Raw genomic sequence first — 24509 nt, forward strand, 5'->3', positions numbered from 1 at the left:
CGCACTATATTGCATGTTCGTCCGAGTTTTCTTAGACTGACGAACATGCAATTTTTTATTACTTTTAAAAGAAAGAATGGATGAATACTATGACGTTAAAGCCTCTGGCAATCGCACTAATTGCCGCATCATTTCTAACGGCTTGTAGCACAACACCAACCAAAGATAAGAACTCTAAAGAACCAATTATTTTCACAGAACCAGATCTTACTGCACCATTTTATGCACTAAACCCATTTAACTATTCTGCACCACCTCCATTTGAACTTGAGTTAAAACAAGCTGCGGCTCAACCTGTCACCAAAATGGTGGTGACCAATCCAGAAAATCCAAATGAAAAGATTACTCTAGATAGCAACCGTTTGATTATTCCGACAGTGCATAACAATCAACGCAGCATGAAATATGCAGTACTTGCGGGTGAAAACGAAATTGATATCACCGATATTGATGACTTTTTGCAAATGGTCGAAGGTAAAGCCCGTCACTATCCACCTCGTTTTACAGACCGTAAAGAACGTAAAGGCTTTGAAGCGAAGCTAAAAATGGTGACTCAGCAGCTGGATACTCTTGCAGTGCGTGATGATGCTTCTTTTGACATTTTGGTTCGTGCGTTCAAAGCCAGCGTCATGGCGCGTAACCTCGATTTGGGTTCGGTTTATACCACCAAATCACTTACTTATGCACAACGCATCTTAAAAATTAATCAAGATGACCCTGAAGCAAACTTCTGGTTCGGTTTTGGTTTGTCTGAAGGTGGTGGTCAACGCGAAGCCATTCCATATTTAGACAAAGCCATGAAGGCGGGTGTACAGGAGGCATATTTGTCTGCTGCCAATAACTACATTGCAATGGAACAAAAGAAAAGCGCGATTCAGATCTTGAAGAACTATAAGCTCAAGTACCCACAAGAAGCTGCTGTCGCTGACCGCTTAATTAGCGAAATTGAAAGCCAAGGTCGCTGGAATGTATGGCAGGTTTTGAATCCACCTAAAGCGTCATAATTCATATCATGAGATCAATAGACCGTCCAGTACGGTCTATTTTTTTGGCAATGATTGAAAAAGCTGACAATTATCGTATGATTTAAAAAAATAGAAACAAAACATTATCTTTAGATCACGCTATGCAAAAAAACTTCAGCCGTATTGCCCTACTCGCTATATTGACCACGACGTTGCTTTCGGGCTGCCAAGTCGTGACTGTCAAAAACCAAGCGGTAAAAGTCACGATTACCAATGAGCGTGAAAGCATTCTGACACGTGACAAACTCAGTGAAGCGACTTTAAATGTACTTTCCATGACGGGACGTGAAGCGAAGATCTGTACGGCACACCCGACCCAATGTGTACAGGAATTACAGCAAATCCCGCAAATTCAGGATGAACAACTATATTCCGCTGCAAGTGAATTGTATCTGGCACGGGCACTGGCATTAGAAGCATCATCAAACTGCAAGATGGGTTTATTGGCGAGCCATAAATCGGAAGAAAAGCAGAAAATTCAGCAAGAAAATTATCATCAATGTTTGGACCAAGAACTAGACATGCTGGATAAAAGTATCCGTTATAGCTATGCCTACATGTTTAAAACCCAACGCGGCCCTGAAGATCGAATTTTTGATAACCGCCAAGTCCAAATCCGAGATTTCTATAACTTAGCCATTGCCAAGCTATCGAGTGCGTATAGTCTGCGACACCCGCAAAAAGAAGTTGGGCAGCAAATTAAGGTCGGTCAGAGCATCTATCAACTGGATTTCAGCAATTATCCATTATTGAAAGATCAGAAAATCGAACAACTGATGTCGAGCTATAACCTGAATTTTTCAGGCTTACGCTCCATCAACCGTCGTGATGGTTTTGGATCTGAATTTGTACTGGTACTGCCTGATGCCAATGATCAGCAAAAGGAATCCAATAAATACATTCTTGATCCCTTGCATTTTTCCTATGCAAGTGGGGTCAATCCGAATATTCACAAAGCCCGTTATTTGGCGGCAACCTTTACCGCGGAGCCGAAATCAGCCACTTCGGTGAATGATATTTTGACCAAACCTGAATTTGTGATTCGTGCCTATGACCCTTATAAGTATGAGCAAATTCAACTGGCAGGCAAAAATTATCCTTTAGCTGCCAACTTCTCAACTCCGTATGGCTTATGGTTAGCGCAAAATAATTTAGGTAAAGCAGCTTATCTCACCTTAATTGACCGAGACAATCGCTTAACCATGCCGCATTTGTATATGTTAGAGCCTTACAATCCAAATAAAAAAGTGATTGTCTTGGTACATGGTTTGGCCAGTAGTCCTGAAGCATGGATTCGTTTAACCAACGACATTATGGGCGACAAAGTCTTAAGGGAAAACTACCAAGTCTGGCAAGTGTTCTACTCAACCAATATGCCAATTACGGAAAGCCGTTTTCAAATTTATGCCTTGCTGAAACAAAGTTTTGCTCAGGTGAATGCCAATGCCTCTGCCAAAAATGATGCTGTCCTGATTGGACACAGTATGGGGGGAATTATCGCCCGCCTACTGGTCAGTGATGCCGATGTCACACAAAAAGCACTGTCGATGATGAGCAACCGACAATTGAACAAATATAAAAATGTGCCTATTGTGTCGCAGCGCATGAATATACAAGATATCCCAAATTTTAGCCGTGCCATTTTTCTTTCTGCACCACACCACGGCACAGCTTATGCAGACCTGTGGTTTACCCGTGCTGCACGTAAAGTGATTAAACTGCCTGGTACATTTTTAACTGCGGTCGGTGATACCTTGCAAAGCCAAGAGCATGATTTTTCAGATCTGGCTAAACAGATTGATCAGGGACTCATTCAAAATGGACCAAGTGACTTAAGTTATAAGTCCAAGTTTATGGTACTAACCTCCGACATTGTGCCGCGTAAAGGCTTGTTATTTCATTCAATTATGGGAAACAACACTGATAGCAATGACCCGAATGTGATTACCGATGGCGTTGTGCCATACAAAAGTGCGCATTTGGATGGTGCTGTCTCAGAGAAGATTATCAAAGGTGGACATTCCATTCAGGAAACACCTGAAGCCGTTCTTGAATTAAGACGCATCCTGCGTTTACACCTTATGCAACTTGGACTGTATAAACCATAATTCACCGATCAGCCCATGTTCTAAATACTTCAACATGGGCTGACTTGGTTTACTCTTCAACTATTTTGATATTCCCCATTCATTAGAATGGTTTTGAATTCCTATTCTTTTCATTTGATTCTACAAGCGCTAATGTAAATCCCATCAGCTTAAGCTGAAAATACTATAACGGGATTGAAACATGGAAGCGTTCAACACAAAAATGTTTGAAAATAAAGTTGCTGTCGTCACAGGCGGAACTTCAGGTATTGGTCAAGCCGTTGCAATTGCATTTGCTGAAAAAGGTGCAAAAGTTTGGGCACTTGGACTAAATTCACAGAAAGCTGTTTTCCCAGCAGGCTTAGATATCGAAGCCGTTGAAATGGATGTGACCGACAAAGCTGCGGTTGATGCCTTCTTTGCCAAAGTTGATCGTATTGATACTTTATTCAATGGCGCAGGTATGGGTTCTGTTGCTGAACATGAGTTAGACACTTATAAAAAAGTCCTTGAAGTCAACTTAACTTCTGTTTTCTATATCAGTGAAGTTGCAGCGAAAGCTTTGGCGAAATCAGATAATCCATCAATTATTAATGTTTCTTCGCTTTATGCACAGTTTGGTTCAGCACTTGCACCAGCTTATTCTTGCTCGAAAGGTGCGATTGATCAGTTAACCTTCTCACATGCACTAAGCATGTCAGCAGCAAACATTCGTGTAAATGCAGTAGCACCAGGTTGGATTGATACTCCACTCATTCAACCACTGAAAGACATGCCAGAAGTATTTGGTGGCATCATGGCACGTTCACCAATGCAACGCCTTGGTAAGCCAGAAGAAATTGCCAATGTCGTGCTTTTCTTGGCTTCTGATGCTGCAAGCTTCGTGAATGGCGCGATCATCAAAGTTGATGGTGCATATTCTATTTTCTAAGCGGCAGGCATAAGCAAGCTTCGAAAGTAGATTCCAACCGTTTCTCAGCATGCTGGGAAACGGTATGAATTTTGAAGATGAAGATTATTTCCGCATGATCTTCATCTTCAAAGTTCAAAACCAGTTTTTTGCTTGGTTAGCTATCAAATCTTCAAATAACAAATCAAATTAAAATATTTCCAGTTCCCTATCTTGCCCATGTCTTAGCGTTTAGGCATGGGCATCTTTTTTTTATTTTCTACTAAATTTAGAATTATGGAATCAGACCTTGTTTTTTAGCTTCCGTTACCGCCTCTAATCTCGAGCGTACGCCAAGCTTGTTGTAGATATTGCGTAAATGCCACTTTACCGTATTAACGGACAAGAATACTTTATCTGCCAACTCAATATCCGTACAGCCCTCGCTCACCTTAAGTAAAATTTGTAATTCACGCTTGGACAATAATTCAGCTTGAATTGCACTGACAGCTTCATCTTCATGCACAACTTCAGTTTGAGGAGTTGGACAAATGGAAGTGAGCACCTCAGCAAATGCCAAAATTGAATGCTCTTTCTTCGGTTTCGATTTCAAAATAAATTTAACGTAATCCGCTAACAGCTGGAACAGCAATGGATGTTCGTCTAAAACAATACGAACCGCCTTGGTCGGCTCTAACAGCACTAGGGCTTGCTCAAACCAGTTAAACGCAGCATCTATTTGCTTCAAACGATAGTCGGCCAATGCCAATAACAACAAAATTCGAACCCGACGTAAGGGATAAGTCATGATTCGGGCCAGCTCTTGCGCTAAAAATGCTTTGGCTTGCTGTTCATGCCCCATAAAAATCAATTGGCGATACAGGGCTAAATCATCTCCCGTAATCACATTGGAGATATTTAAGGTTTTCTCTAAATGCTTTTGGCATAACTGTTCCACTTCTTGTGCATCAGCATCCAGTAACTTGTGCTTTTTATCAAACCACTGATATTGTTCATAAATGCTTTGCACAGTGCGACTTAACCTAGGCATGACCCAGTCATTGGTACAAATTTGTGATTGAGTCAGACAAGCCTGTTCTGCCTGTAGATTGCCTTGAATATGCGCCAGACGTAATAACAACTCAAACCCGACAATCGCAAGGTCAGGAATAATCAATTGCTCGCCATTATGAAAATGCTGCAAGGTATTTTCAGCGAGTGAAATCTCGTTCAGATCATAATAGAGACTGGCTTTCACACTGCTGGTAATCATTTTGACAATTGGTCGTAAAACCTCATCTGAACTCAGTTTTAAATAATCATCACTTTTGCCTATGTATTCAAATTTGACCAAAGCTTTGTCCAAATTACCTTCAAGATAATCACATAAAGCTTCTACACAATCGGTGATAATCAAACCAAAGACATTTTGACCTTGTATATATGCTGCGCGTGTTTGAATTAAGATTTTTCTGGCTTCGGTCATTTTCCCCAGACAAATATGATACAAAGCACCGATTCCAATTAAGGGTGCTCGCACAAAATAAGAGGCTTCTTCTAGTTTTAAGACATTCTCTTGCGCCAATTCCGATGCTTTTTTAATGTCATCACTCATCAACGCAACCATAGGTGCCAGAGCCAACTGGTCATCCCCGACGATGCTTTCACTCGAATCCACTTTGAGCCAAAGCTGTAAATAATGATTGCCAAGTAAATGCTGATGGGTAATGGTTAAAGACCAAATCACGTCATAGAGTAAAACTGCACGTTGTGCCAATAGTGCATCTGGGATGAGTTTGACCAATTCCAATAGGCTATAAAAACGTCCTTCCAAAACCAGATCACGGCTCACATCACTTAAAAGATCCAAGACCAGCATTTGATGTTCTGCATGCTGTGCATGGTAAATGGCTTCCATTAAATAATGGCGCTGCTGATACCAATAAGCTGCGCGAAGATGCGCTGCTTTATACTGTTCTGGATTTGAAACTTTAAACCGATTTTCGAGGAATTCACGGAATAAATGATGAATTCGATACCACGAGTTTTGTTCATCTAAAGCTTGCAGGAACAATCCTTTTTGAATCATGTTCTCTAGCAATTTAGCGGCGGCTGGGTTTTCTGCCACTTCTAGAATATTAGATAAGCTAATTTTTCTTAATACACTAATATTGAGCAGAAAATTTTGCATATCTTCTGGTAGCTGAATAAAAACCTGCTCACTCAAATAGTCGACAATTTGATTGTGGGCACCACTTAAGCTTTCAATTACGGCACCAGCATCGTGATAATTTTTTAAATATAGATTCGTCAGTTGAATGCCGGTTAACCAGCCTTCCGTTTTTTCAATCAACTGCTCAGCTAAAGCAGGCGTCAAAGTCACATGATCAAAATTCTGTTGTTTTAAAAAATCAATAAGCTGTGCGCTGTCTGAAGGTTTAATGCTTAAATGAACTTCCGTCACCAACTTCAAGCGCCCCAACAGATATTCTTTAGCAAAACTCCAATTCGGTTTAACTCGTGATGAAATCACCAAATGACAATTCAAAGGTAAATATTGGTACAACCACCACAGTATATTTAAACACTCAGGGTTTTCGATAACTTCAAATTCATCGATAAAGAACACCGTTTCAGCACTCATATCTGAAACTTTATGGGTTAATTCAAGAATATTTTGCTTGTGCACCTGACCATCAGGAATGGAACTCAGCTGATCTAGGCCTAAGAGTGCAACCCAAAGATATTGGTAAAGTCGAATCGGGTCATTGTCATCACTATCCAGTGTTAACCAGCTAATACGTTTGCCCTTGGCAATCAGTGCTTCACTGAGCTGATGCATTAATGTGGTTTTACCATAACCCGCTGCCGCATGGATAAAGACGAGAGAAGATTGGCAATAGTCCAGCATATGACCTAACAACTCAGGACGTTGCATTGCCTTATCGCTCATAATGCTTGGACGGCTGAGTTTAGTTTTTAATACTTTCATTTCAAATCATCCAATCTTTCTTATTTATTTCCATCAGCAAATTTCTACTCCTTGAAATTTAACAGCAAATTTACATACTCTTCAAATATATGTATTCCGCTAGTATAAAGCCGTCCCCAAATTAAAATAAGGCAAACAATCTCGTCATGTGAAATTGCATCATAATAAGGTTGAAAATATATCTTTGATACAAACTAATCGAACAATAATCAAACAACCCTAAATCCATTCTTTTGAATGGTTTGCTAATTCTGAAACGTTGCTATGCTCAAGTACATGGAAATAGCAGATATTCGCTGATCTAAGCGTTCTGATATCTCACTCACAAATAAAGACATACATGGAGTTTGTCATGAGTATTGCACAATCAATTAAGCATCAAGACCGCTTATTAACAATTAACGTTAACGATGGTGAAATCGAAAACGCATTACCAGGCGTACATGTTACCCCTTGCTTCTTAGATCCAGATAATGGTGTTTGGGTTATCCGCGCACGTTTCGATGCTGGTGTTACATTACCGCGCCATTTTCACACAGGTGTTGTTCATTTCTATACAACAGCAGGTGCTTGGCATTATGTCGAATATCCAGAAGATGTTCAAACAGCTGGTAGCTATTTATTTGAACCAGCAGGTTCTATCCACACTCTAACAACTCCTGAAGGCGCAGAAGGCTTCATGATTGTTGAAGGTGCCAATGTTAACCTCAATGATGACGACTCACTGATGTTCATTATGGACGCTGGTTGGATTGAGCGTACTCTCCATGCAGTTGCGCAACAAACAGGTCAAAAAATGCCACGCTACATTAAGCCAGGCTCTGAAGTTGCATTTAACAACAAATAAGTTCATAAAAGACTTTTAGCACTGGCTAAAAGTCTTTCTTTATTAAAAAAACAGCTACCAAGGATGAATGAAATGTTTGGCAAAATGATGCATCAATCTTTGTTGATTAGTAATTTACTAGAGCACGCAGCAAAGTATCACTCTGACACCTCTGTCATTTCACGTGAAGTGAATGGTCAAATTACGACAACCAACTGGTTACAAGTTCAGCAAAACAGTAAACGCTTAGCCAATGCTTTTACGACATTTGATCTTGAAACGGGTGATCGTCTTGCGACTATCGCTTGGAATAACCATCGTCATTTAGAAACTTGGTACGCAATTTCGGGCAGTGGCTATGTTTGCCATACCATTAACCCACGTCTTTTCCCTGAGCAATTGGTCTTTATTATTAATGATGCTCAAGACAAAGCGATTTTCTTTGATTCAACTTTCTTACCGTTAATTCAAGCTATTCAAGGTAAAGTTCCGACCGTTGAACGTTTCATCTGCTATGGTTCACGTGATGAAAAAGTCCTTGAAGCATTACCAGGTGTACTTTTCTATGATGAATTGATTCAACACCAATCTACAGAGTTTAACTGGCCACAATTCCACGAAGATACGCCAAGTTCGCTATGCTATACCTCAGGTACGACTGGTAATCCAAAAGGTGTATTGTATAGCCATCGTTCTACGCTATTGCACACCATGGCAATCAGCTTACCAGACACACTTAACTTATCTGCTAAAGATATTGTGATGCCTGTGGTACCCATGTTCCATGTGAATGCCTGGGGTGTGCCGTATGCAGCAGCAATGGTTGGATGCACAATTGTACTTCCTGGTCCAAACTTAGATGGTGACAGTCTCGTTAGCCTCATTGATGACTACAAAGTAACTGTCGCTTTAGGTGTACCTACAATTTGGCAAGGTCTACTCGCTGCTGCAAAAAAACGTGGGACAACTTTAGAAAGTATGGCTCGCAATGTTGTCGGTGGCGCTGCTTGTCCTCCGTCTATCATCCGTGATTTCAAGAATAACTACAATTGCGATACGATTCACGCTTGGGGCATGTCTGAAACCAGTCCTTTAGGTACAGCAAACCAACCGAAAGCAAAACATTCAGCTTTAAGTGAAGAAGAATTTGAAAAACTTCGTTTAACTCAAGGTCGTCCTCCTTTTGGCGTAGAACTACGTATTGTAAATGGCAGTAGCACAACTGCATTACCTAATGATGGGCATACACAAGGTAATCTACAAATTCGTGGCCCATGGATTGTTGATCATTACTTCAATCAAGAGAAAAGTTCACTGACTGCAGATGGCTGGTTTGATACGGGTGACATTGCCACCATTGATGCCGATGGTTATATGACCATTTGTGACCGTGCTAAAGACTTAATTAAGTCTGGTGGTGAATGGATTTCTTCTGTCGAAATTGAAAATATTGCAGTGGGTCATCCTGAAATTCGCATGGCTGCGGCAATTGCAGCGCGCCATCCAAAATGGGATGAGCGTCCAATTCTAATTGCAGTGAAACAAGAAAATTCGACCATTACAGAAGAAGAAGTGCGTGCATACTTTGAAAACAAGCTTGCTCGCTGGCAGATTCCTGATGTTGTAATCTTCGTTGAAGCACTTCCTGTAAACGGTACAGGTAAAATTGTAAAAGCTGATCTACGTAACCAATTTGGTGATGTACTATTAAAAGACGAAGTCGTCTAATTTATTATTTTAAAAGTTGACCTGAGGACATTGCGATGACAAACAATAGCTCTAAAACAGCATGGGTGACTGGCGGAAGCAGTGGTATTGGTCTTGAACTGACTAGACGTCTACTCAAAGACAAATATCAAGTGTGTATTTTTGCCCATGCAGGTATTGAACAAGCCGTTACTGAATTGCAAAAACTCTCACCTGCTGTTTGTGGTTTTGAACTTGATGTACAAAATGAAACTACGATGCAAGCAAAATTTGCTGAAGCTGTAACTGCATTTGGTGCACCAGATCTATTAATCAACTCTGCAGGGATTAGTATTGCGAAGAATTTTGATGAAATGACTTCGCAAGAGTTTGAACGACAAATCAATATTAACTTGATTGGTAGTCGCAATGTTGCTCATGCTGCTTTACCCCATCTACAACAAGCGGTTAAGGAAGGAAAACGACCAAAAATCGTATTCATTGCCTCTGCTGCGGGTCTAGTCGGTTGCTACGGTTATACAGGTTACTGCGCATCAAAATTCGGTGTAATTGGTTTAGCCGAAGTCCTTCGTATGGAATTACGTAGCAAAAAAATTGATGTTGCTGTGGTTTGCCCACCAGAAGTCGATACACCGTTAGTCACTGAAGAGCGTAAAACAGGTTCACCTGTTACCGCGGCCTTGAAACAATTGGGTGGTGGCACCATGCCAGTCGACAAAGCGTGTAAAGAAATCTATGAAGGCATTTTCTCAGATGAATTCATGGTGATTATTGGCACACAACTCCGCATTTTGAATAAACTCGCAAGAGTCTTACCTGATCTTTATCGTAGCCAAATCGATAAAAAATTAGACAAGATCATCCAGAAATTTTCGTTATAAGACACGGGTTGATTCAGCTACACGATAGCTGAATCAACCCAAAATAGAATAAAAAGCCCAATTCCTAAAATTCGGTTTTTTCACTGCAAACGGATTTGAACCTGTTCATGTAAGAACACTATTCATAGATTGCAGTAAAACAAAAAATTCATTCAGATTCAGCAATGCAACGGCCGCCTATTTCTTCAGAACGGGTGTTTAGATAACTAATGCCTAATTTTCATAAAAATTAGAAAATTAATTGTCCATGTGCCTGTTTCAGTGAAATTGAGGTCTCTGAATAAAGCTATTTATTACCACACTCATAAGGATAATGAGATGCAAAACAATATGTCTAAAACAGCATGGGTTACGGGTGGCAGTAGCGGTATTGGTCTAGAACTGACTAAGCGCCTACTCCAAGACAACTATCAAGTCTGTATATTTGCCCACGCGGGTATCGAACAAGCGCTAAAAGACCTCCACAAATTGTCTCCTAAAGTTACTGGCTTCGAAGTTGATGTCCAAAATGAAAGCACCATGGAAGAAAAATTTGCGGAAGCAGTGGCTACATTTGGTACACCTGATCTTGTGATTAACTCTGCTGGTATTGGTGTTGCAAAATCTTTTGAAGACATGACTTCTGAAGAATACCAACGTCAAATCAATATTAACCTTATCGGTAGCCGCAATGTTGCACATGCTGCTTTGGCACACTTAAAACAAGCAGTTCAACAAGGCAAACGACCTAAATTAGTATTAATTGCTTCTGCAGCTGGTTTAGTGGGTTGCTATGGTTATGCAGGCTATTGTTCTTCTAAATTTGGCGTGGTTGGATTAGCAGAAGTACTCCGTATGGAATTACGTAGTCAGAAAATTGCTGTGGCAGTAGTTTGTCCTCCAGAAGTCGACACCCCATTTGTGACAGATGAACGTAAGAATGGTTCCCCAATTACGGCTGCATTAAAACAGTTGGGTGGTAGCATGCCAGTTGAGAAAGCGTGTAAAGAAATTTACCAAGGTATTTTCTCGAAAGACTTTTTGATTATTCCTGGTACACAAGCACGTATTTTGACCAAACTTTCTCGCGTATTACCAGATACTTACCGTAGTCAAATTGATAAAAAATTAGATCAAATTCTTGAGAAATTTGCATCCTAATTAGAATCATATTTCTGACAATAAAAAAACCGAATGCATTGCATTCGGTTTGTTATTTTGATGAACTCACATCTCTGCAATCACACCTAAAATCCCAGTAATAATCATATCAATCGCAATCGTACCAATCAGTAACGCAGATAATCGACCCACAATATCCACATAACGGTCTATATATTTGGCATGCTTATACCTGAGATGATCATGCGAAAACTTCATCAAAATCATTAAACTACAGGTTAGCGCCAAGGTGAAGAAAATCACCAGTGCAGCGCTACCAATGGGCAAAGACATGCCTGTTACCACGGCAGCACTGATCGTCCCCGGTCCAATCATAAAGGGCATGGCAATGGTACCTGCCAAATGTTCAGGTGCTCCCCGCATCTCACCGATGGTGTCTGCACCTTGAAACACATAGCGATAACCAATCACCAAGAAAATAAGTCCACCAAAGATTTGAAATGCCTCAAATCGCACATTCAAATATTTGCTGAAAATGGCTTCGCCACCCCATGCAAACAGCATAAATACCACATAAGCAATTAAACAGCCTTGAATCAGGGCTTTATTAAACACTTTGGCTTCTGAATTACGAATCATGCCAATCATGTAAATGCTCATGAGAAATGGATTGAGCAATGAAAAGAACAACGCAAAAGCATGTAAATATGAGGTATACATGGTGTCCCCCGATTAGCCTTGTGGGTCTGGAAATAACGGACGATTTCCAGGACTGATTCGGTTTATATGTAAGAAGGTCATATGTCGTTCGTATCTGTCTAGAATATCATTAATGACTTGCTCTTTGGTGTAACCAACCAAATCGTTCCCTTGTGAGCCTTCATAAAGATAGGTTTCCAAACGGAAATAAAACCGCTTACCCAACTTACCACGTTCACTAAATGTGGGTGCGATATAACGTACTGGCCAGATTTGATAGACAAAGTTCTGTTCTTCTTCCAAATGAATAATCAAATCCAAATGATATAAAGTTGGATCTTGCTCTAATGCACTTTCCTGAACGTCAATATTCACGCCTCTTTTTTGCATTTCTTCTGCGACGGCCAGCACCGCAGGTCGGCAGATTTCATCCAACATGCGTTTAGTATCGGTCGTTCCGGGGTGATGCATCACCCGTGACAAGCGCTTTTTCCAGTTTAAGATATCCACATTACCCACCACAGGTGCTGCATTCAAACTACTACTGGCTTGTCGATAATCTTCAAGTCTTAAAGATTTATATAAACCTGCCATGACCAAGAACATCACAAAACTAAAAGGCAGCCCCATGATAATGGTGGCATTTTGCAAAGCGGTAATCCCATTGGTCATTAACATGGCCAAGGTCAATAAGCCAATGGCAATTGCCCAAAATACACTGAGCCAACGCGGTGCATCATGGTCGACATTGGTAAATTGCGTAGTGAAATTCCCTAACACCAATGCACCTGAATCGGCTGAAGTCACATAAAACAACAGCCCTGTAATGGTTGCGACGCCTGCAATAAAAGGAAAATACGGATATTGAGCCAACAAGTCGTAGAAACCGTGTGCTGGATTGGCAATGACCGTTTGAGCCAATGCCAGATTTCCATCAAAAATCACATTGTGTAATGCACTATTTCCGAAAATTGACAGCCACGTTAGGGTAAAAAATAACGGGATGATTAAGGTGCCACTGACAAATTCACGAATGGTACGCCCACGTGAAATACGCGCAAGGAAAAGTCCAACAAAAGGCGACCAAGCCACCCACCAAGCCCAGAAGAATAGCGTCCAACTGTTCATCCATTCTTTGGGTTGCTGAAAGGCAAAACTTTCCAAGGTCATACTTGGGAAACGGCTAATATAATCGCCAATATTTTGCACAAAAGTATTCAGCAAAAATTCAGTATTGCCGAGGAATAAAATAAATAGCATCAAACCCACGGATACATAAATATTCACTTCCGAGAGTATGCGCAGACCTTTATTTACACCCGAAGTCACTGAAATAATGGTCATCACCACGGCAACACCAATTAGGGCTGCCTGCATCCACAGATTTTCAGGTAAGTCGAACAGTACATGTAAACCATAATTCAGCTGCACGACACCAATACCACAGGTGGTCGCAATACCAAAAATCGTCCCGATCACCGCGGCAGTATCCACACTATGTCCAATCGGACCATGAATTTTTTGACCAAAAATCGGATAAAGCGCAGAACGGATGGTGAGTGGCAAATTATAGCGATAACTGAAATATCCCAGTGCCATGCCAATCAAGGCGTACATGCACCATCCTGTCAGACCATAATGGAATAAAGTCCAGACCATACTCTGGCGTGCCGCTTCAAAGGTCTGCCCTTCACCTACAGGTGGATGCATATAATGGGATAAAGGTTCAGCGACCGAGAAGAACATCAAGTCGATGCCAATCCCTGCTGAAAACAGCATGGCAGACCAACTGAGTAAACTAAATTCGGGTTTGGAATGTTTGGGGCCGAGCTTAATATCGCCATAGCGTGAACAGGCAATAAAAATCACAAACACCATATACAGTGTGGCAGCCAGTAAATAGTACCAACTGAAGGTGGAACTGACCCAAGCCAAAACTGCATTCAGCGTTTGATTGGCGAAGTCATTGAACAAAATGGTGGTAATCGAAAAAATTAAAATAATGAGAGCTGAAATATAAAAGACCACACCATTTAAACGGTCTTTTGGCGCTAATGTTTGATCATCAACTGCTCTTGGATTATCTGTTGCCATACAATCCTCAAGGAAGTAAATATAAGTTGAATATCAATTTTTAAACTTCTCGCTGTCGAGAGCTTAAAAATCGACAAGTGCTATACGACAGTACTTTTGTCTCCGACAAAAATGCTATCTTCGTGTAACCGAATGCTTAGCCAGAATATAAAGATGTGTGGCAGTGTAACAAATTCCCTGAATTTGCCCTGCTTACACAACCAATTCCAACATGAGAACGACATAAATAAACGGTTCTTCTCCTTAAACTCAATTTTGTAGGGGCTTTTAGGTGTTGTATCCAATGCTCCAAGCAAGAACATAAAAAAATGCGCGTACCTCGACACGGACTCATCCTAAGCCAACTACAAATCTATCCATATGATATATAAGCATTAATGCTTAAAAAATTGAGCACAAACTTTGCAAAGCTGCATTCAATTTATACAACATGATACTTTTAATTGATTGAACGTTCAATCAATTAAAAGTATCATAAAAAAATGCTATGATGTTTTCCATGTCAATAATTGAATCTAACACCTTTAAATCTAAGGTAAATTTTCTGGATTATCATGAATAAACGTAGAGTAAAACCTGAGCATGAACGTCGTGAAGAAATCATACGCGCAGCCTATGAGGTCATTTACGAGGTGGGTTTATCCAATACCACCATTGCTCAGATTGCAAAAAAAGCCCAACTTTCTACAGGTATTGTGAGTCATTATTTTGGTGATAAACAGGGTCTGATTGAAAGCTGTATGCGGCAAATGCTCTTTGTATTACGTGAAACGGCGGCAACCTATAAAGCCAAAGTTAGTCAGCCCACTCCAGAAAATTTACTCAAGGCAATTATTGATGCCAACTTTGACATCAGTCAGGTGAATCAAACGGCGATGCGTGTCTGGTTAGATTTCTGGTCCGCCAGCATGCACATGCCCGATTTAGGTCGCTTGCAGCGAATAAACGACCAGCGTCTTTATTCAAATTTGAAATTTCATTTACTGCAGATGATGCCCAAAGACCAAGCCAGCCTTGTCGCCAAAGGGCTGGCTGCTTTGATTGATGGTCTTTGGTTACGCGGCAGTTTAAGTGGTCATCAAGCATTTGATCGTGACTTGGCACGTTCTATTGCATACGACTATGTCGATATGCAACTTCGCTTAATACAACAGATACGGCAGGAACAGCAAAATGAATGATGCACAATTACATCAATTGTATATCCATGGACAGTATGTCAATGCCACCAGTGGTAAAACCTTCGATACGATTAATCCTGCAACAGGTCAAATCCTTGCTATCGTTCAGCAAGCCGCTAAAGCCGATGTAGATGCGGCGGTAAAAAGTGCCCAACAAGGGCAACACGTTTGGGCTGCCATGACGGCTGTTGAACGGGCACGTATTCTGCGTCGTGCCGTAGATATTTTACGTGAACGTAATGATGAACTTGCCCGTCTGGAAACGCTCGATACGGGTAAAGCTTATAGCGAAACTTCCAGCGTCGATATTGTCACCGGCGCGGATGTTCTCGAATATTATGCAGGTCTTGCAACCGCGATTCAGGGCGAACAAGTGCCCCTTCGTGAAAGTAGTTTTTTCTATACCCGTCGTGAACCCTTAGGCGTTGTAGCGGGTATAGGCGCGTGGAACTACCCTATTCAAATTGCCCTATGGAAATCTGCACCTGCCTTAGCTGCGGGGAATGCCATGATTTTCAAACCCAGTGAAATTACGCCACTGACGGCCTTTAAGCTGGCTGAAATTTATACCGAAGCGGGTTTACCTGCTGGGGTCTTTAACGTGGTTCAAGGGCTTGGACATGAAGTCGGTCAATGGCTGACTGAGCATCCTGACATTGCCAAAATCTCGTTTACAGGTGGTGTGGAAACAGGCAAGAAAGTCATGTCCAGTGCAGCCGCTTCCAGTTTAAAAGAAATCACCATGGAACTCGGTGGCAAATCTCCGCTCATCATTTGCCCTGATGCCCATCTTGACCGCGCTGCGGATATTGCAGTGATGGCAAATTTCTTTAGTTCGGGTCAGGTATGTACCAACGGTACGCGTGTATTTATTCCAAGCAACCTGAAAGTCGAGTTTGAACAGGCTGTACTCGAACGTGTTAAACGTATTCGTGTGGGTGACCCAATGCAAGCCGAAACCAATTTTGGTCCGCTCACCAGTTTCCCGCATATGGAAAAAGTCTTGTCTTATATTGAATTGGGCAAACAGCAAGGTGGGACACTTTTAATTGGGGGTGAACGAGCAACGTCTGCTGAACTTGCTCATGGCGCCTATGTCATGCCAACTGTCTTTACGGACTGTCATGACAATATGCAGATTGTACAAGATGAAATCTTTGGACCTGTGATGAGTATTTTGACTTATGACAGCATTGAAGAAGCCATTCAACGTGCCAACCAGACCATTTACGGTCTTGCAGCTGGAGTTGTCACACAAGATATCTCGCAGGCACACCGCATTATTCACCAACTTGAAGCGGGCATTTGCTGGATTAATACGTGGGGCGAATCCCCTGCTGAAATGCCTGTCGGGGGCTATAAGCAATCTGGTGTGGGACGTGAAAATGGTATCTCTACCCTGCAACATTACACCCGCATTAAATCCATTCAAGTCGAATTGGGCGATTATCACAGTATTTTCTAAACGCTAAATACTGACCTTTATTCTTTATTTTTCTGTTTTTACATCCTCAACTCAACATGTCGCCACGCTCTAATCGGGCGTGGTACTGCCATAGAAAAAGGATCATTATGCATTCTACACACTACGATTATATTATTATTGGCGCTGGCTCTGCAGGTAATGTTCTTGCTGCACGTTTAACCGAAGATGCCGATGTCTCTGTTTTATTATTAGAAGCAGGCGGACCTGACTACCGACTCGATTTTCGTACCCAAATGCCTGCTGCACTGGCTTATCCACTGCAAGGTCGACGTTACAACTGGGCATATCTGACCGACCCCGAACCACATATGAATAACCGCCGCATGGAATGTGGACGCGGCAAAGGTTTGGGTGGATCTTCACTGATTAATGGCATGTGTTATATCCGTGGCAATGCCATGGACTTAGAACAATGGTCGACTTTAAAAGGTTTGGAAAACTGGAGCTATGCCGATTGCCTGCCTTACTACCGCAAAGCAGAAAGTCGCGATATTGGCGCCAATGACTACCATGGTGATCATGGACCCGTGAGCGTGGCGACACCAAAAGCCAATAATAATGAACTGTTTCATGCCATGGTGGAAGCTGGCGTACAAGCAGGTTATCCACGTACAGATGACTTAAACGGCTATCAGCAAGAAGGTTTTGGTCCTATGGATCGAACTGTCACGCCCAATGGTCGACGCGCCAGTACAGCACGCGGATATCTGGATATGGCAAAGCAGCGTGCTAATTTGAGCATTATGACGCATGCCACCACCCATAAAATTCTGTTTAGTGGCAAACAAGCAATTGGCGTCGAATATCTGCAAGGCGCAAATCAACGACAGTTACATCAGGTCTATGCCAATAAAGAAGTCTTGCTCTGTGCAGGCGCAATTGCATCACCGCAAATTTTACAGCGTTCAGGTGTAGGCTCTAGTGAGCTACTGCGTGCTTTAGAGATTGCACTTGTACATGATTTACCTGGTGTCGGGGAAAATTTACAAGACCATCTGGAAATGTACCTGCAATATAAATGCACAAAGCCTGTTTCGCTCTACCCCGCCTTGAAATGGTATAACCAGCCTGCTATTGGTGCAGAATGGTTATTCAACGGGACGGGGATTGGCGCCAGCAACCAATTTGAAGCAGGTGGTTTTATTCGCTCTTCCGATGAATTTTCTTGGCCGAATATTCAGTATCATTTCCTGCCTGTTGCGATTAACTACAATGGTAGCAACGCAGTCAAAGAACATGGCTTTCAAGCCCACGTCGGTTCTATGCGCTCACCCTCGCGCGGGCGCATCAAACTGAAATCTAAAGATCCGTTTGAACATCCAAGTATTCTGTTTAACTATATGTCCACAGAGCAAGATTGGCGCGAATTCCGCGATGCCATTCGGATTACACGTGAAATTATGCAGCAACCTGCGTTAGATCCTTATCGCGGTGAAGAAATCAGTCCGGGCAAACATTTAAGCAGTGATGCGGAATTAGATGACTTCGTACGCAATCATGCTGAAACGGCCTACCACCCTTCATGTAGCTGCAAAATGGGCGAAGATGAAATGGCGGTGGTCGATGGTCAAGGACGTGTGCATGGTCTGCATAATTTACGTGTGATTGATGCCTCTATTATGCCGCTGATTATCACAGGGAATTTAAATGCCACCACGATTATGATGGCTGAGAAAATTGCCGATCAAATTCGTGGCCGACCTGCATTGGCACGTTCCAATGCTGGTTTTTATCAAGCCCGTTCATCTGCGTAATTTTCAAACACTCATGAGCAATCAGACCACATTATTGCGATGAATTAATGTGGTCTTTTTAATTCCTTATATTTTTTAGGTATTACAATTAGATATATTTTGAATATATTTTCATTATTTAAATTGCTTAGAATTCATGCATTATCATATAGTGAATATTCTGCTGTGATTATAGTTAAAATTAGGGTTTAATTAGGATAAACTTGTAGTTCATTGATTTATAGAAGAAATAGTTTTAATATAAATCACTGAAATTCATAAAAAATAATTTAACCATCACTCAAATTTATACATATTATATCCACATTTATAATAAAAATTACTTAGTCAATACTTATTTCGTCTAAAATGGCAACCGATTGGAAATGTGTGGTTAAACTAAAAGGTACATTTTTTCTTATTCTTAAGGATTCATGTATTTCACTCCCTCTCTTCTGAACTTTTAGTTTTGCCACCATTTCCGTCACCCTCTTTTTATATTTTTTGTTGCTCTCTATTCGCTCTAAAGCGATACAAAACACCTGCTCCCAAGGTCAAAATCGCATGAAAACTTTTTTAAAATACCTCACGGTATTTGTCGTACTGCTTTTGCTTGCAGTATTGATTTTTTTATTCCGTACAACTGCGTCTAAAAAAATTCAAACCTCAAATAATGAACCTGTTGTCGATGCCGTTTTAGTTGGTGGTGGCATTATGAGTGCGACCTTAGGCACTTATCTCACCGAACTGGAACCGAACTGGCAAATCCGCATGTACGAACGACTCGACCAAGTTGCTCAAGAAAGCTCTAATGGCTTTAACAATGCAGGCACAGGTCACTCTGGCTTTATGGAAATGAACTATACCTCTGAGAAAGACGGTAAAATGGACATTACCAAAGCGGTAAAAGTGGCTGAACAGTTTGAAGTTGCAAAACAATTCTGGTCTTACCAAGTTAAACAAGGCGTTTTAGGCGAACCAACAAGCTTTATTAACCCTGTTCCGCACATTGCTTTTGTCTGGGGCGACAACGTTAACTTCCTAGAAAAACGTTATACAGCAATGGTTCAAAACCCAATGTTCTACGGCATGAAATTTTCAGAAAATCCTGCTGAAATTAAACAATGGGCGCCATTGGTCATGAATGGTCGCGATGCTTCGCAAAAAGTTGCAGCAACGCGTATGGATGTTGGTTCTGACGTCAACTATGGTTCTATTACCACACAATTGGTTAATCACCTAAACAAGCAATCCAACTTCAAATTAGAAACCTCAACAGAAGTCACGGGCATTAGCCAAAATGATGACAAAACTTGGACGGTTTCTTTCAAAAATTTGAAAACAGATGCAACCAAGCATGTAAAAACGCGCTTCGTGTTTATTGGTGCGGGCGGTGCTGCAATTAAATTATTGCAGATGACTGATCTTCCTGAATCTAAGCAATATGCAGGTTTCCCTGTGGGTGGCGTGTTCTTGATGACAGACAACCCTAAAGTGACTGCTGGCCATACCGCTAAAGTGTATGGTCGTGCTGAACTCGGTGCTCCGCCAATGTCTGTGCCACATATTGATACGCGTTATATTGACGGTAAAAAATATGTGTTGTTTGGACCATTTGCAACCTATTCAAACAAGTTTTTGAAGCAAGGTTCTCAACTAGATTTAATAAAATCGACCACCAAAAACAATGTCTTACCAATGACCGCTGTCGGTCTGGAAAATCTGGACTTGGTGAAATATTTGGTGAGTCAGGTCATGATGACGGATGAAGATCGTTTCAATGAATTGAAAAAATATTATCCAGATGCAAAACCTGAAGATTGGCGTTTAAACCACGGCGGTCAACGTGTACAAATCATCAAAAAAGAAGATGGCAAACCAGCCAAACTTCAATTTGGTACAGAAATCTTCGCTTCTAAAGATGGTGCTGTAACAGCCCTACTTGGTGCATCACCTGGTGCTTCGACTTCACCCTACATCATGTTGAGTTTGCTTGAAAAAGCCTTCCCGCAACAAGTACAAGGTAAATGGAATCCGAAATTACATGAGATTGTAAAATCGTACCAACAAGAGTTAAGCACAAACCCAGTGTTACTTGACCAAGTACGTCAATACACCAGCCAAACTTTAGGACTGAAATATACGCCTATGCCGCAAGCAGCCAATGATTCAACAGCTGCTCTAAGCAAAGCGCAATAATTTCATCTCTATCAGAAGGATGAACTACGGTTCATCCTTTTGTTTTTCATATTATTCCAATATTTTTTATGTCTTATCTTCAGTCTGAAGCCTTTATTGCTTTTCGTTGTCGTGATTTCTCTTTGCTTAGCCTCAATCAACTTTGTTTGGTCCTTGCTGTAGTGATGCAAGAAGTCGCCATTGGTTTTGCACTTTATCAAATAACCCAAGATCCACTCAGTTTAGGCTTCATTGCAGTCGTAGAACTGCTGCCTTTTATTGGCTTGTCATTTTTGGGCGGGCATTGGGCAGATCGATATAATCGTCAAAAGCTGCTGCAATGGAGCTTTAGTTTGAGTAGCAGCATTCCGCTGTTACTGATTGTGGTGTTTTATACTTTCCAGAACCAACAGATTGAGCAAAACACGCTACTCTGCTTGGTTTATTTTCTTATTTTTTGCTTAGGCATTTTGCGCGGAATATACAGCCCTGCATTTAATTCAATACGCCCTTTTTTAATCGCTCGTCGAGCGGAAAACAATGCCGCCACTTGGACCACTTCGATTTGGCAATTTGGAGCCATTGCAGCTCCGCTATGTGCGGGATTATTGCTGAGCCATGTTGGACTAATTACAACGCTAGGTGTTGTCTTTCTGTTGAGTTGTATCGGCAGCCTTGCTGTTTGGCGGCTCAATCCGCGAAGTTTTCCGACCTCGACACACAGCCAAGTTTTGCAAAGTTTAAAACACGCTTTTGGATTTATGCTGCAACAGCGCTTACTGTTCTGGAGCATGTTATTAGATCTTTTTACAGCCTTATTTTGTAGTGTCCTCGTGCTACTTCCAATCGTCGCTCACGATGTACTGCATTTAGGCGCCGAAGGCTTAAGCTTACTAAGAGCAGCACCAGCTATCGGCACGGCTATCATGATGTGTGTATTACTGCATTTTACGCCAAGCCAAAATGCTTGGCGCAATATGTTACTTGCCAGCATAGGAATCGCAATCGCGACATTTGTATTTGCCTTATCCACATCACTTTGGATATGTATCGCCCTGCTTATGCTGATTGGTGCTTTGGACAGCATCAGTATGGTGATTCGCCAGAATCTGTTACAACAACTCCCTCCTCAAGACTTACATGGTCGTGTTGCGGCACTCAACGGCATATTGGTCACTACGGGTAATCAAATGGGTGCGTTAAACAGCAGTATGGCATCACGTTATTTTTCCATTACCCCTGCATTACTCATCGGAGGCAGTCTATGTTTAAGTCTGTGTCTTTTCAGCTTTTTTCGTACCCGAGATTTACTCAAAACACCATCAAGTTATGAGAAATATACAATACTTACAACAGAAAAATAGAAGCTTACACAGAATATGCCTATGCTTATTTCATGCGTAATGAGTTTAGATAAGGATTGATTTTTATGGCAAAAACAACCGAATTGACCCATCGACTTTATACGCTGATTTATTTTGTGATCATCTTTGTCATCTTGGCGTATTGTGTGCTGAACGCCATGTATACGGTGATTATTGGGGGTACCACATTCTATCTCTTTGCCAGTTTTATACTGGTTCTACAGTGTATTTTTGCCTTACGAACTTCGCTGGATAGTCGCATTTACGCCAGTTTAGGACTGGTATTGCTGATTGTAGGATTGTTATATACCCACGGGCTGGATTTTTTGAGTCATTTAAAAGCGATTGTCCTGATTCCAGCGCTCATGCTGACCCTATTTGGTCTTGATAGTTTATATAAACACCCAACACGCTTGATGCTCTTGAAAATAGGACTGGTGATGGGTCTGCTGCTGCTAGCTTATAGCCAATATTATGAGTTGGTCGAACTACAAAACTACTATAACTCCCTGCACAATGGTGAAACTTGGCAGCAATTTGGAGCGTTATAAATGATGAATTAAAAAATTTAAAGTTTTGATATAAATTTTAAAAGAACATAAGCAATAGACTTAAATAATATATTATAAAAAACCGCCCTCAGGCGGTTTTTAAATTAGTCTAAAATTGCAGACCAAAGCGAGTAAAAAGCCTGAATATCCGATTCAAGGAACTCATCACTTTCAGCATCATAAACAAAAGATTTTTCTTCTAATAAATATTCGCCATCTTGTTCAATCAAATATTTTTTTAAGAAAGTTTTAAAGTTATTTGCTCGATCAGGGAAAACTTGTTCTCCATCAAAAAAGATCATAACAACCTCTAACTTACTAGATCAGGTATTATTCTAAAAAATTTATTGAAGTTTATCAATATAAGATAATTTATTGATAAATACATCACTGTTTTTAAAGAAAAACTATTTTGTATCTCCCCATACCCCCCTTAATCTGCGAGAAAATGAGCAACCCTATCTGACTAAAGTCAAATAATTTTACATTTAATCAACTTATGTATCTTTATTTTTAAATAATGTGATTTATTTTGCATTTTATAAAGTTCTATTTAAAATATAGAAAGGGATATTCCATGAGGTTCTATACTATGAATTTCGATGTATTCTTTTCTGCTAAAGACCGTACAGAAGCAATTGATACCGCAAAACAAATGGTCTTTTTACCTGAAAATTGTTATTTCCTTGAAAATACAACACCAAGTATAAGTTTTTATCAAAATCATGATAATGAAATTTTCGCTAAAGTTATTGTTTCTTATCAAAATTGTGTGACAGAACTGATTACCGACAAACCCTTTACACTCAAGTTTCATGATAATGGTGTACATCAATTTTGGGAGTACGTTGATACTGGGACTAAAGAAACTTGGTTAATGTAATGTGACTTAAACAACAACATAGAACTATAAAATAAAAGGGAACTGTACTCATAGCAGTTTCCTTTTTTATGAGCCTATAGAAATTTTCCGTATATGGTATTTCTCTAAATAAGCGCAAATCAAGAAATTGTAGCTCTTTATCTACCTACATCTTGCTTGACTCTGAATGCTCTTAGAAATTATAGACGACTACTCTAAGACTTAAATATCTTATATTGATTATGATAATAATTATCATTACAATTAATTAAAACATTCATCTCCTTTTCACTTTCATAACTTGGATGTTTGAAGTGGCAAAGGTTACATATGGATTCAAAGACGCCTAGAAACTCATGGTTCAGTGATCAATTTCACTTACACCAATCCACCCTGTTATCTTGGTTTAAGCACAAACTACAACATCACCATCAGTCCGAAGATTTAAGTCAGGAAGTCTTCTATCGCGCGTTAAAAAGCCAATATCAGTATGAAAAGATTAAAGAACCGCAAGCATGGTTTATGGGGATTGCTAAACATGTGATCATTGATTACTGGCGGCGGCAGCATATTGAGCGACTGTATTTAGAGGCATTGGCTCAACTTCCAGAAGAAGCACACCCTTCCGTAGAACATGAGATGTGTATCCGCGAGACTTTATTGCAATTACATGTCTTATTAGATCAATTACCCACGCGGACTGCGCAAGTCTTCTTACTTTCCCAGCTTGATGGTCTAACCTATAAAGAAATCAGTCAAAAATTTAACATTTCAGAAGCCACAGTAAAAAGAGAAATGAAACACGCCTTTTTAGCCTGCCTAAGTCTCTCGTACCCATAAATGAGCACAGATT

Annotated in this window: 19 protein-coding genes; 15 read left to right on the forward strand and 4 right to left on the reverse strand. The window is 40.7% G+C overall.

Translation table 11 applies throughout. The features are described 5' to 3' along the window. The first annotated feature begins 89 nt into the window (after positions 1 to 89). The 3 genes from GWK51_RS00985 (at position 90) to GWK51_RS00995 (ending at position 4043) form a co-directional block, all read left to right on the forward strand. Positions 90 to 1004: an ABUW_2363 family tetratricopeptide repeat lipoprotein gene (locus tag GWK51_RS00985; protein ID WP_161932330.1), complete on the forward strand. Its 915-nt coding sequence runs from the start codon at positions 90 to 92 to the stop codon at positions 1002 to 1004. 122 nt (positions 1005 to 1126) lie between these two features. Next, on the forward strand, positions 1127 to 3133 hold the full coding sequence (locus GWK51_RS00990; RefSeq protein WP_161932331.1) for an alpha/beta fold hydrolase: 2007 nt from the start codon (positions 1127 to 1129) through the stop codon (positions 3131 to 3133). Positions 3134 to 3314: 181 nt separating this feature from the next. Then, positions 3315 to 4043 carry an SDR family NAD(P)-dependent oxidoreductase gene (locus tag GWK51_RS00995; protein ID WP_100242659.1) on the forward strand — a complete coding sequence of 243 codons (729 nt, stop codon included), beginning with the start codon at positions 3315 to 3317 and terminating at the stop codon, positions 4041 to 4043. Positions 4044 to 4296: 253 nt separating this feature from the next. Here the strand turns inward: GWK51_RS00995 and GWK51_RS01000 are convergent, their stop codons facing one another. Continuing rightward, positions 4297 to 6993 carry a helix-turn-helix transcriptional regulator gene (locus GWK51_RS01000; protein WP_161932332.1) on the reverse strand — a complete coding sequence of 899 codons (2697 nt, stop codon included), beginning with the start codon at positions 6991 to 6993 and terminating at the stop codon, positions 4297 to 4299. A 352-nt stretch (positions 6994 to 7345) separates the two neighbouring features. On the opposite strand from GWK51_RS01000, the gene GWK51_RS01005 reads away from it, so the two are divergent. The 4 genes from GWK51_RS01005 to GWK51_RS01020 all read left to right on the forward strand — a co-directional run bounded on the left by GWK51_RS01005 (position 7346) and on the right by GWK51_RS01020 (position 11547). After that, positions 7346 to 7840 carry a 2,4'-dihydroxyacetophenone dioxygenase family protein gene (locus tag GWK51_RS01005; protein WP_161932333.1) on the forward strand — a complete coding sequence of 165 codons (495 nt, stop codon included), beginning with the start codon at positions 7346 to 7348 and terminating at the stop codon, positions 7838 to 7840. Between the two features lie 72 nt (positions 7841 to 7912). Further along, positions 7913 to 9547, forward strand: a complete 1635-nt coding sequence (locus tag GWK51_RS01010) for a long-chain fatty acid--CoA ligase (RefSeq protein WP_161932334.1) — start codon at positions 7913 to 7915, stop codon at positions 9545 to 9547. 35 nt (positions 9548 to 9582) lie between these two features. Beyond that, positions 9583 to 10407, forward strand: coding sequence for an SDR family NAD(P)-dependent oxidoreductase (locus tag GWK51_RS01015; RefSeq protein WP_161932335.1), 825 nt, complete (start codon positions 9583 to 9585; stop codon positions 10405 to 10407). A 318-nt stretch (positions 10408 to 10725) separates the two neighbouring features. Next, on the forward strand, positions 10726 to 11547 hold the full coding sequence (locus tag GWK51_RS01020; RefSeq protein ID WP_161932336.1) for an SDR family NAD(P)-dependent oxidoreductase: 822 nt from the start codon (positions 10726 to 10728) through the stop codon (positions 11545 to 11547). Positions 11548 to 11613: 66 nt separating this feature from the next. Here GWK51_RS01020 and GWK51_RS01025 read toward each other — a convergent pair whose 3' ends face one another. Together GWK51_RS01025 and GWK51_RS01030 are read right to left on the reverse strand one after the other, a co-directional pair. Beyond that, positions 11614 to 12228 (reverse strand): MarC family protein, encoded by a 615-nt coding sequence (locus GWK51_RS01025; RefSeq protein WP_161932337.1) that lies wholly within the window; start codon positions 12226 to 12228, stop codon positions 11614 to 11616. Between the two features lie 12 nt (positions 12229 to 12240). Then, positions 12241 to 14301 (reverse strand): choline transporter, encoded by a 2061-nt coding sequence (locus GWK51_RS01030; RefSeq protein ID WP_100242665.1) that lies wholly within the window; start codon positions 14299 to 14301, stop codon positions 12241 to 12243. Positions 14302 to 14855: 554 nt separating this feature from the next. Here GWK51_RS01030 and betI point away from each other — a divergent pair. The 6 genes from betI (at position 14856) to GWK51_RS01060 (ending at position 22794) form a co-directional block, all read left to right on the forward strand. Continuing rightward, on the forward strand, positions 14856 to 15482 hold the full coding sequence (gene betI / locus GWK51_RS01035; RefSeq protein ID WP_161932338.1) for a transcriptional regulator BetI: 627 nt from the start codon (positions 14856 to 14858) through the stop codon (positions 15480 to 15482). Beyond that, entirely contained in the window at positions 15475 to 16947 is a 1473-nt protein-coding gene (betB, locus tag GWK51_RS01040) for a betaine-aldehyde dehydrogenase (RefSeq protein WP_161932339.1), read from the forward strand. Before betI ends, betB begins: the two co-directional genes overlap by 8 nt. 107 nt (positions 16948 to 17054) lie before the next feature. Then, positions 17055 to 18722 (forward strand): choline dehydrogenase, encoded by a 1668-nt coding sequence (gene betA / locus GWK51_RS01045; RefSeq protein WP_161932340.1) that lies wholly within the window; start codon positions 17055 to 17057, stop codon positions 18720 to 18722. 543 nt (positions 18723 to 19265) lie between these two features. Further along, positions 19266 to 20900, forward strand: a complete 1635-nt coding sequence (mqo, locus tag GWK51_RS01050) for a malate dehydrogenase (quinone) (protein ID WP_161932341.1) — start codon at positions 19266 to 19268, stop codon at positions 20898 to 20900. A 68-nt stretch (positions 20901 to 20968) separates the two neighbouring features. Then, positions 20969 to 22243 (forward strand): MFS transporter, encoded by a 1275-nt coding sequence (locus GWK51_RS01055; protein WP_161932342.1) that lies wholly within the window; start codon positions 20969 to 20971, stop codon positions 22241 to 22243. Positions 22244 to 22308: 65 nt separating this feature from the next. Beyond that, a complete protein-coding gene (locus tag GWK51_RS01060; protein ID WP_142769028.1) occupies positions 22309 to 22794 on the forward strand; it encodes a hypothetical protein in 486 nt (161 codons plus the stop codon). Positions 22795 to 22898: 104 nt separating this feature from the next. Here GWK51_RS01060 and GWK51_RS01065 read toward each other — a convergent pair whose 3' ends face one another. Further along, positions 22899 to 23096, reverse strand: a complete 198-nt coding sequence (locus GWK51_RS01065; RefSeq protein WP_161932343.1) for a hypothetical protein — start codon at positions 23094 to 23096, stop codon at positions 22899 to 22901. Between the two features lie 290 nt (positions 23097 to 23386). Between GWK51_RS01065 and GWK51_RS01070 the strand changes: the two genes are divergently transcribed. Then, positions 23387 to 23677, forward strand: coding sequence for a hypothetical protein (locus GWK51_RS01070; protein WP_161932344.1), 291 nt, complete (start codon positions 23387 to 23389; stop codon positions 23675 to 23677). Between the two features lie 309 nt (positions 23678 to 23986). After that, entirely contained in the window at positions 23987 to 24496 is a 510-nt protein-coding gene (locus GWK51_RS01075) for a sigma-70 family RNA polymerase sigma factor (protein WP_161932345.1), read from the forward strand. Positions 24497 to 24509 lie beyond the last annotated feature (13 nt).

The sequence above is a fragment of the Acinetobacter kanungonis genome (assembly GCF_009939195.1).
GTDB classification, from domain to species: domain Bacteria; phylum Pseudomonadota; class Gammaproteobacteria; order Pseudomonadales; family Moraxellaceae; genus Acinetobacter; species Acinetobacter kanungonis.

Excerpts from the sequence above, each read along its gene's own strand:
- GWK51_RS01065 (WP_161932343.1), bottom strand. The coding sequence starts at position 23,096 with ATGATCTTTTTTGATGGAGAACAAGTTTTCCCTGATCGAGCAAATAAC.
- GWK51_RS01005 (WP_161932333.1), top strand. The coding sequence starts at position 7,346 with ATGAGTATTGCACAATCAATTAAGCATCAAGACCGCTTATTAACAATT.
- GWK51_RS01010 (WP_161932334.1), top strand. The coding sequence starts at position 7,913 with ATGTTTGGCAAAATGATGCATCAATCTTTGTTGATTAGTAATTTACTA.
- GWK51_RS01075 (WP_161932345.1), top strand. The coding sequence starts at position 23,987 with ATGGATTCAAAGACGCCTAGAAACTCATGGTTCAGTGATCAATTTCAC.
- GWK51_RS00985 (WP_161932330.1), top strand. The coding sequence starts at position 90 with ATGACGTTAAAGCCTCTGGCAATCGCACTAATTGCCGCATCATTTCTA.
- GWK51_RS00995 (WP_100242659.1), top strand. The coding sequence starts at position 3,315 with ATGGAAGCGTTCAACACAAAAATGTTTGAAAATAAAGTTGCTGTCGTC.
- betI (WP_161932338.1), top strand. The coding sequence starts at position 14,856 with ATGAATAAACGTAGAGTAAAACCTGAGCATGAACGTCGTGAAGAAATC.
- GWK51_RS00990 (WP_161932331.1), top strand. The coding sequence starts at position 1,127 with ATGCAAAAAAACTTCAGCCGTATTGCCCTACTCGCTATATTGACCACG.
- betA (WP_161932340.1), top strand. The coding sequence starts at position 17,055 with ATGCATTCTACACACTACGATTATATTATTATTGGCGCTGGCTCTGCA.
- GWK51_RS01020 (WP_161932336.1), top strand. The coding sequence starts at position 10,726 with ATGCAAAACAATATGTCTAAAACAGCATGGGTTACGGGTGGCAGTAGC.
- mqo (WP_161932341.1), top strand. The coding sequence starts at position 19,266 with ATGAAAACTTTTTTAAAATACCTCACGGTATTTGTCGTACTGCTTTTG.
- GWK51_RS01060 (WP_142769028.1), top strand. The coding sequence starts at position 22,309 with ATGGCAAAAACAACCGAATTGACCCATCGACTTTATACGCTGATTTAT.
- GWK51_RS01015 (WP_161932335.1), top strand. The coding sequence starts at position 9,583 with ATGACAAACAATAGCTCTAAAACAGCATGGGTGACTGGCGGAAGCAGT.
- GWK51_RS01000 (WP_161932332.1), bottom strand. The coding sequence starts at position 6,993 with ATGAAAGTATTAAAAACTAAACTCAGCCGTCCAAGCATTATGAGCGAT.
- GWK51_RS01025 (WP_161932337.1), bottom strand. The coding sequence starts at position 12,228 with ATGTATACCTCATATTTACATGCTTTTGCGTTGTTCTTTTCATTGCTC.
- GWK51_RS01070 (WP_161932344.1), top strand. The coding sequence starts at position 23,387 with ATGAATTTCGATGTATTCTTTTCTGCTAAAGACCGTACAGAAGCAATT.
- betB (WP_161932339.1), top strand. The coding sequence starts at position 15,475 with ATGAATGATGCACAATTACATCAATTGTATATCCATGGACAGTATGTC.
- GWK51_RS01055 (WP_161932342.1), top strand. The coding sequence starts at position 20,969 with ATGTCTTATCTTCAGTCTGAAGCCTTTATTGCTTTTCGTTGTCGTGAT.
- GWK51_RS01030 (WP_100242665.1), bottom strand. The coding sequence starts at position 14,301 with ATGGCAACAGATAATCCAAGAGCAGTTGATGATCAAACATTAGCGCCA.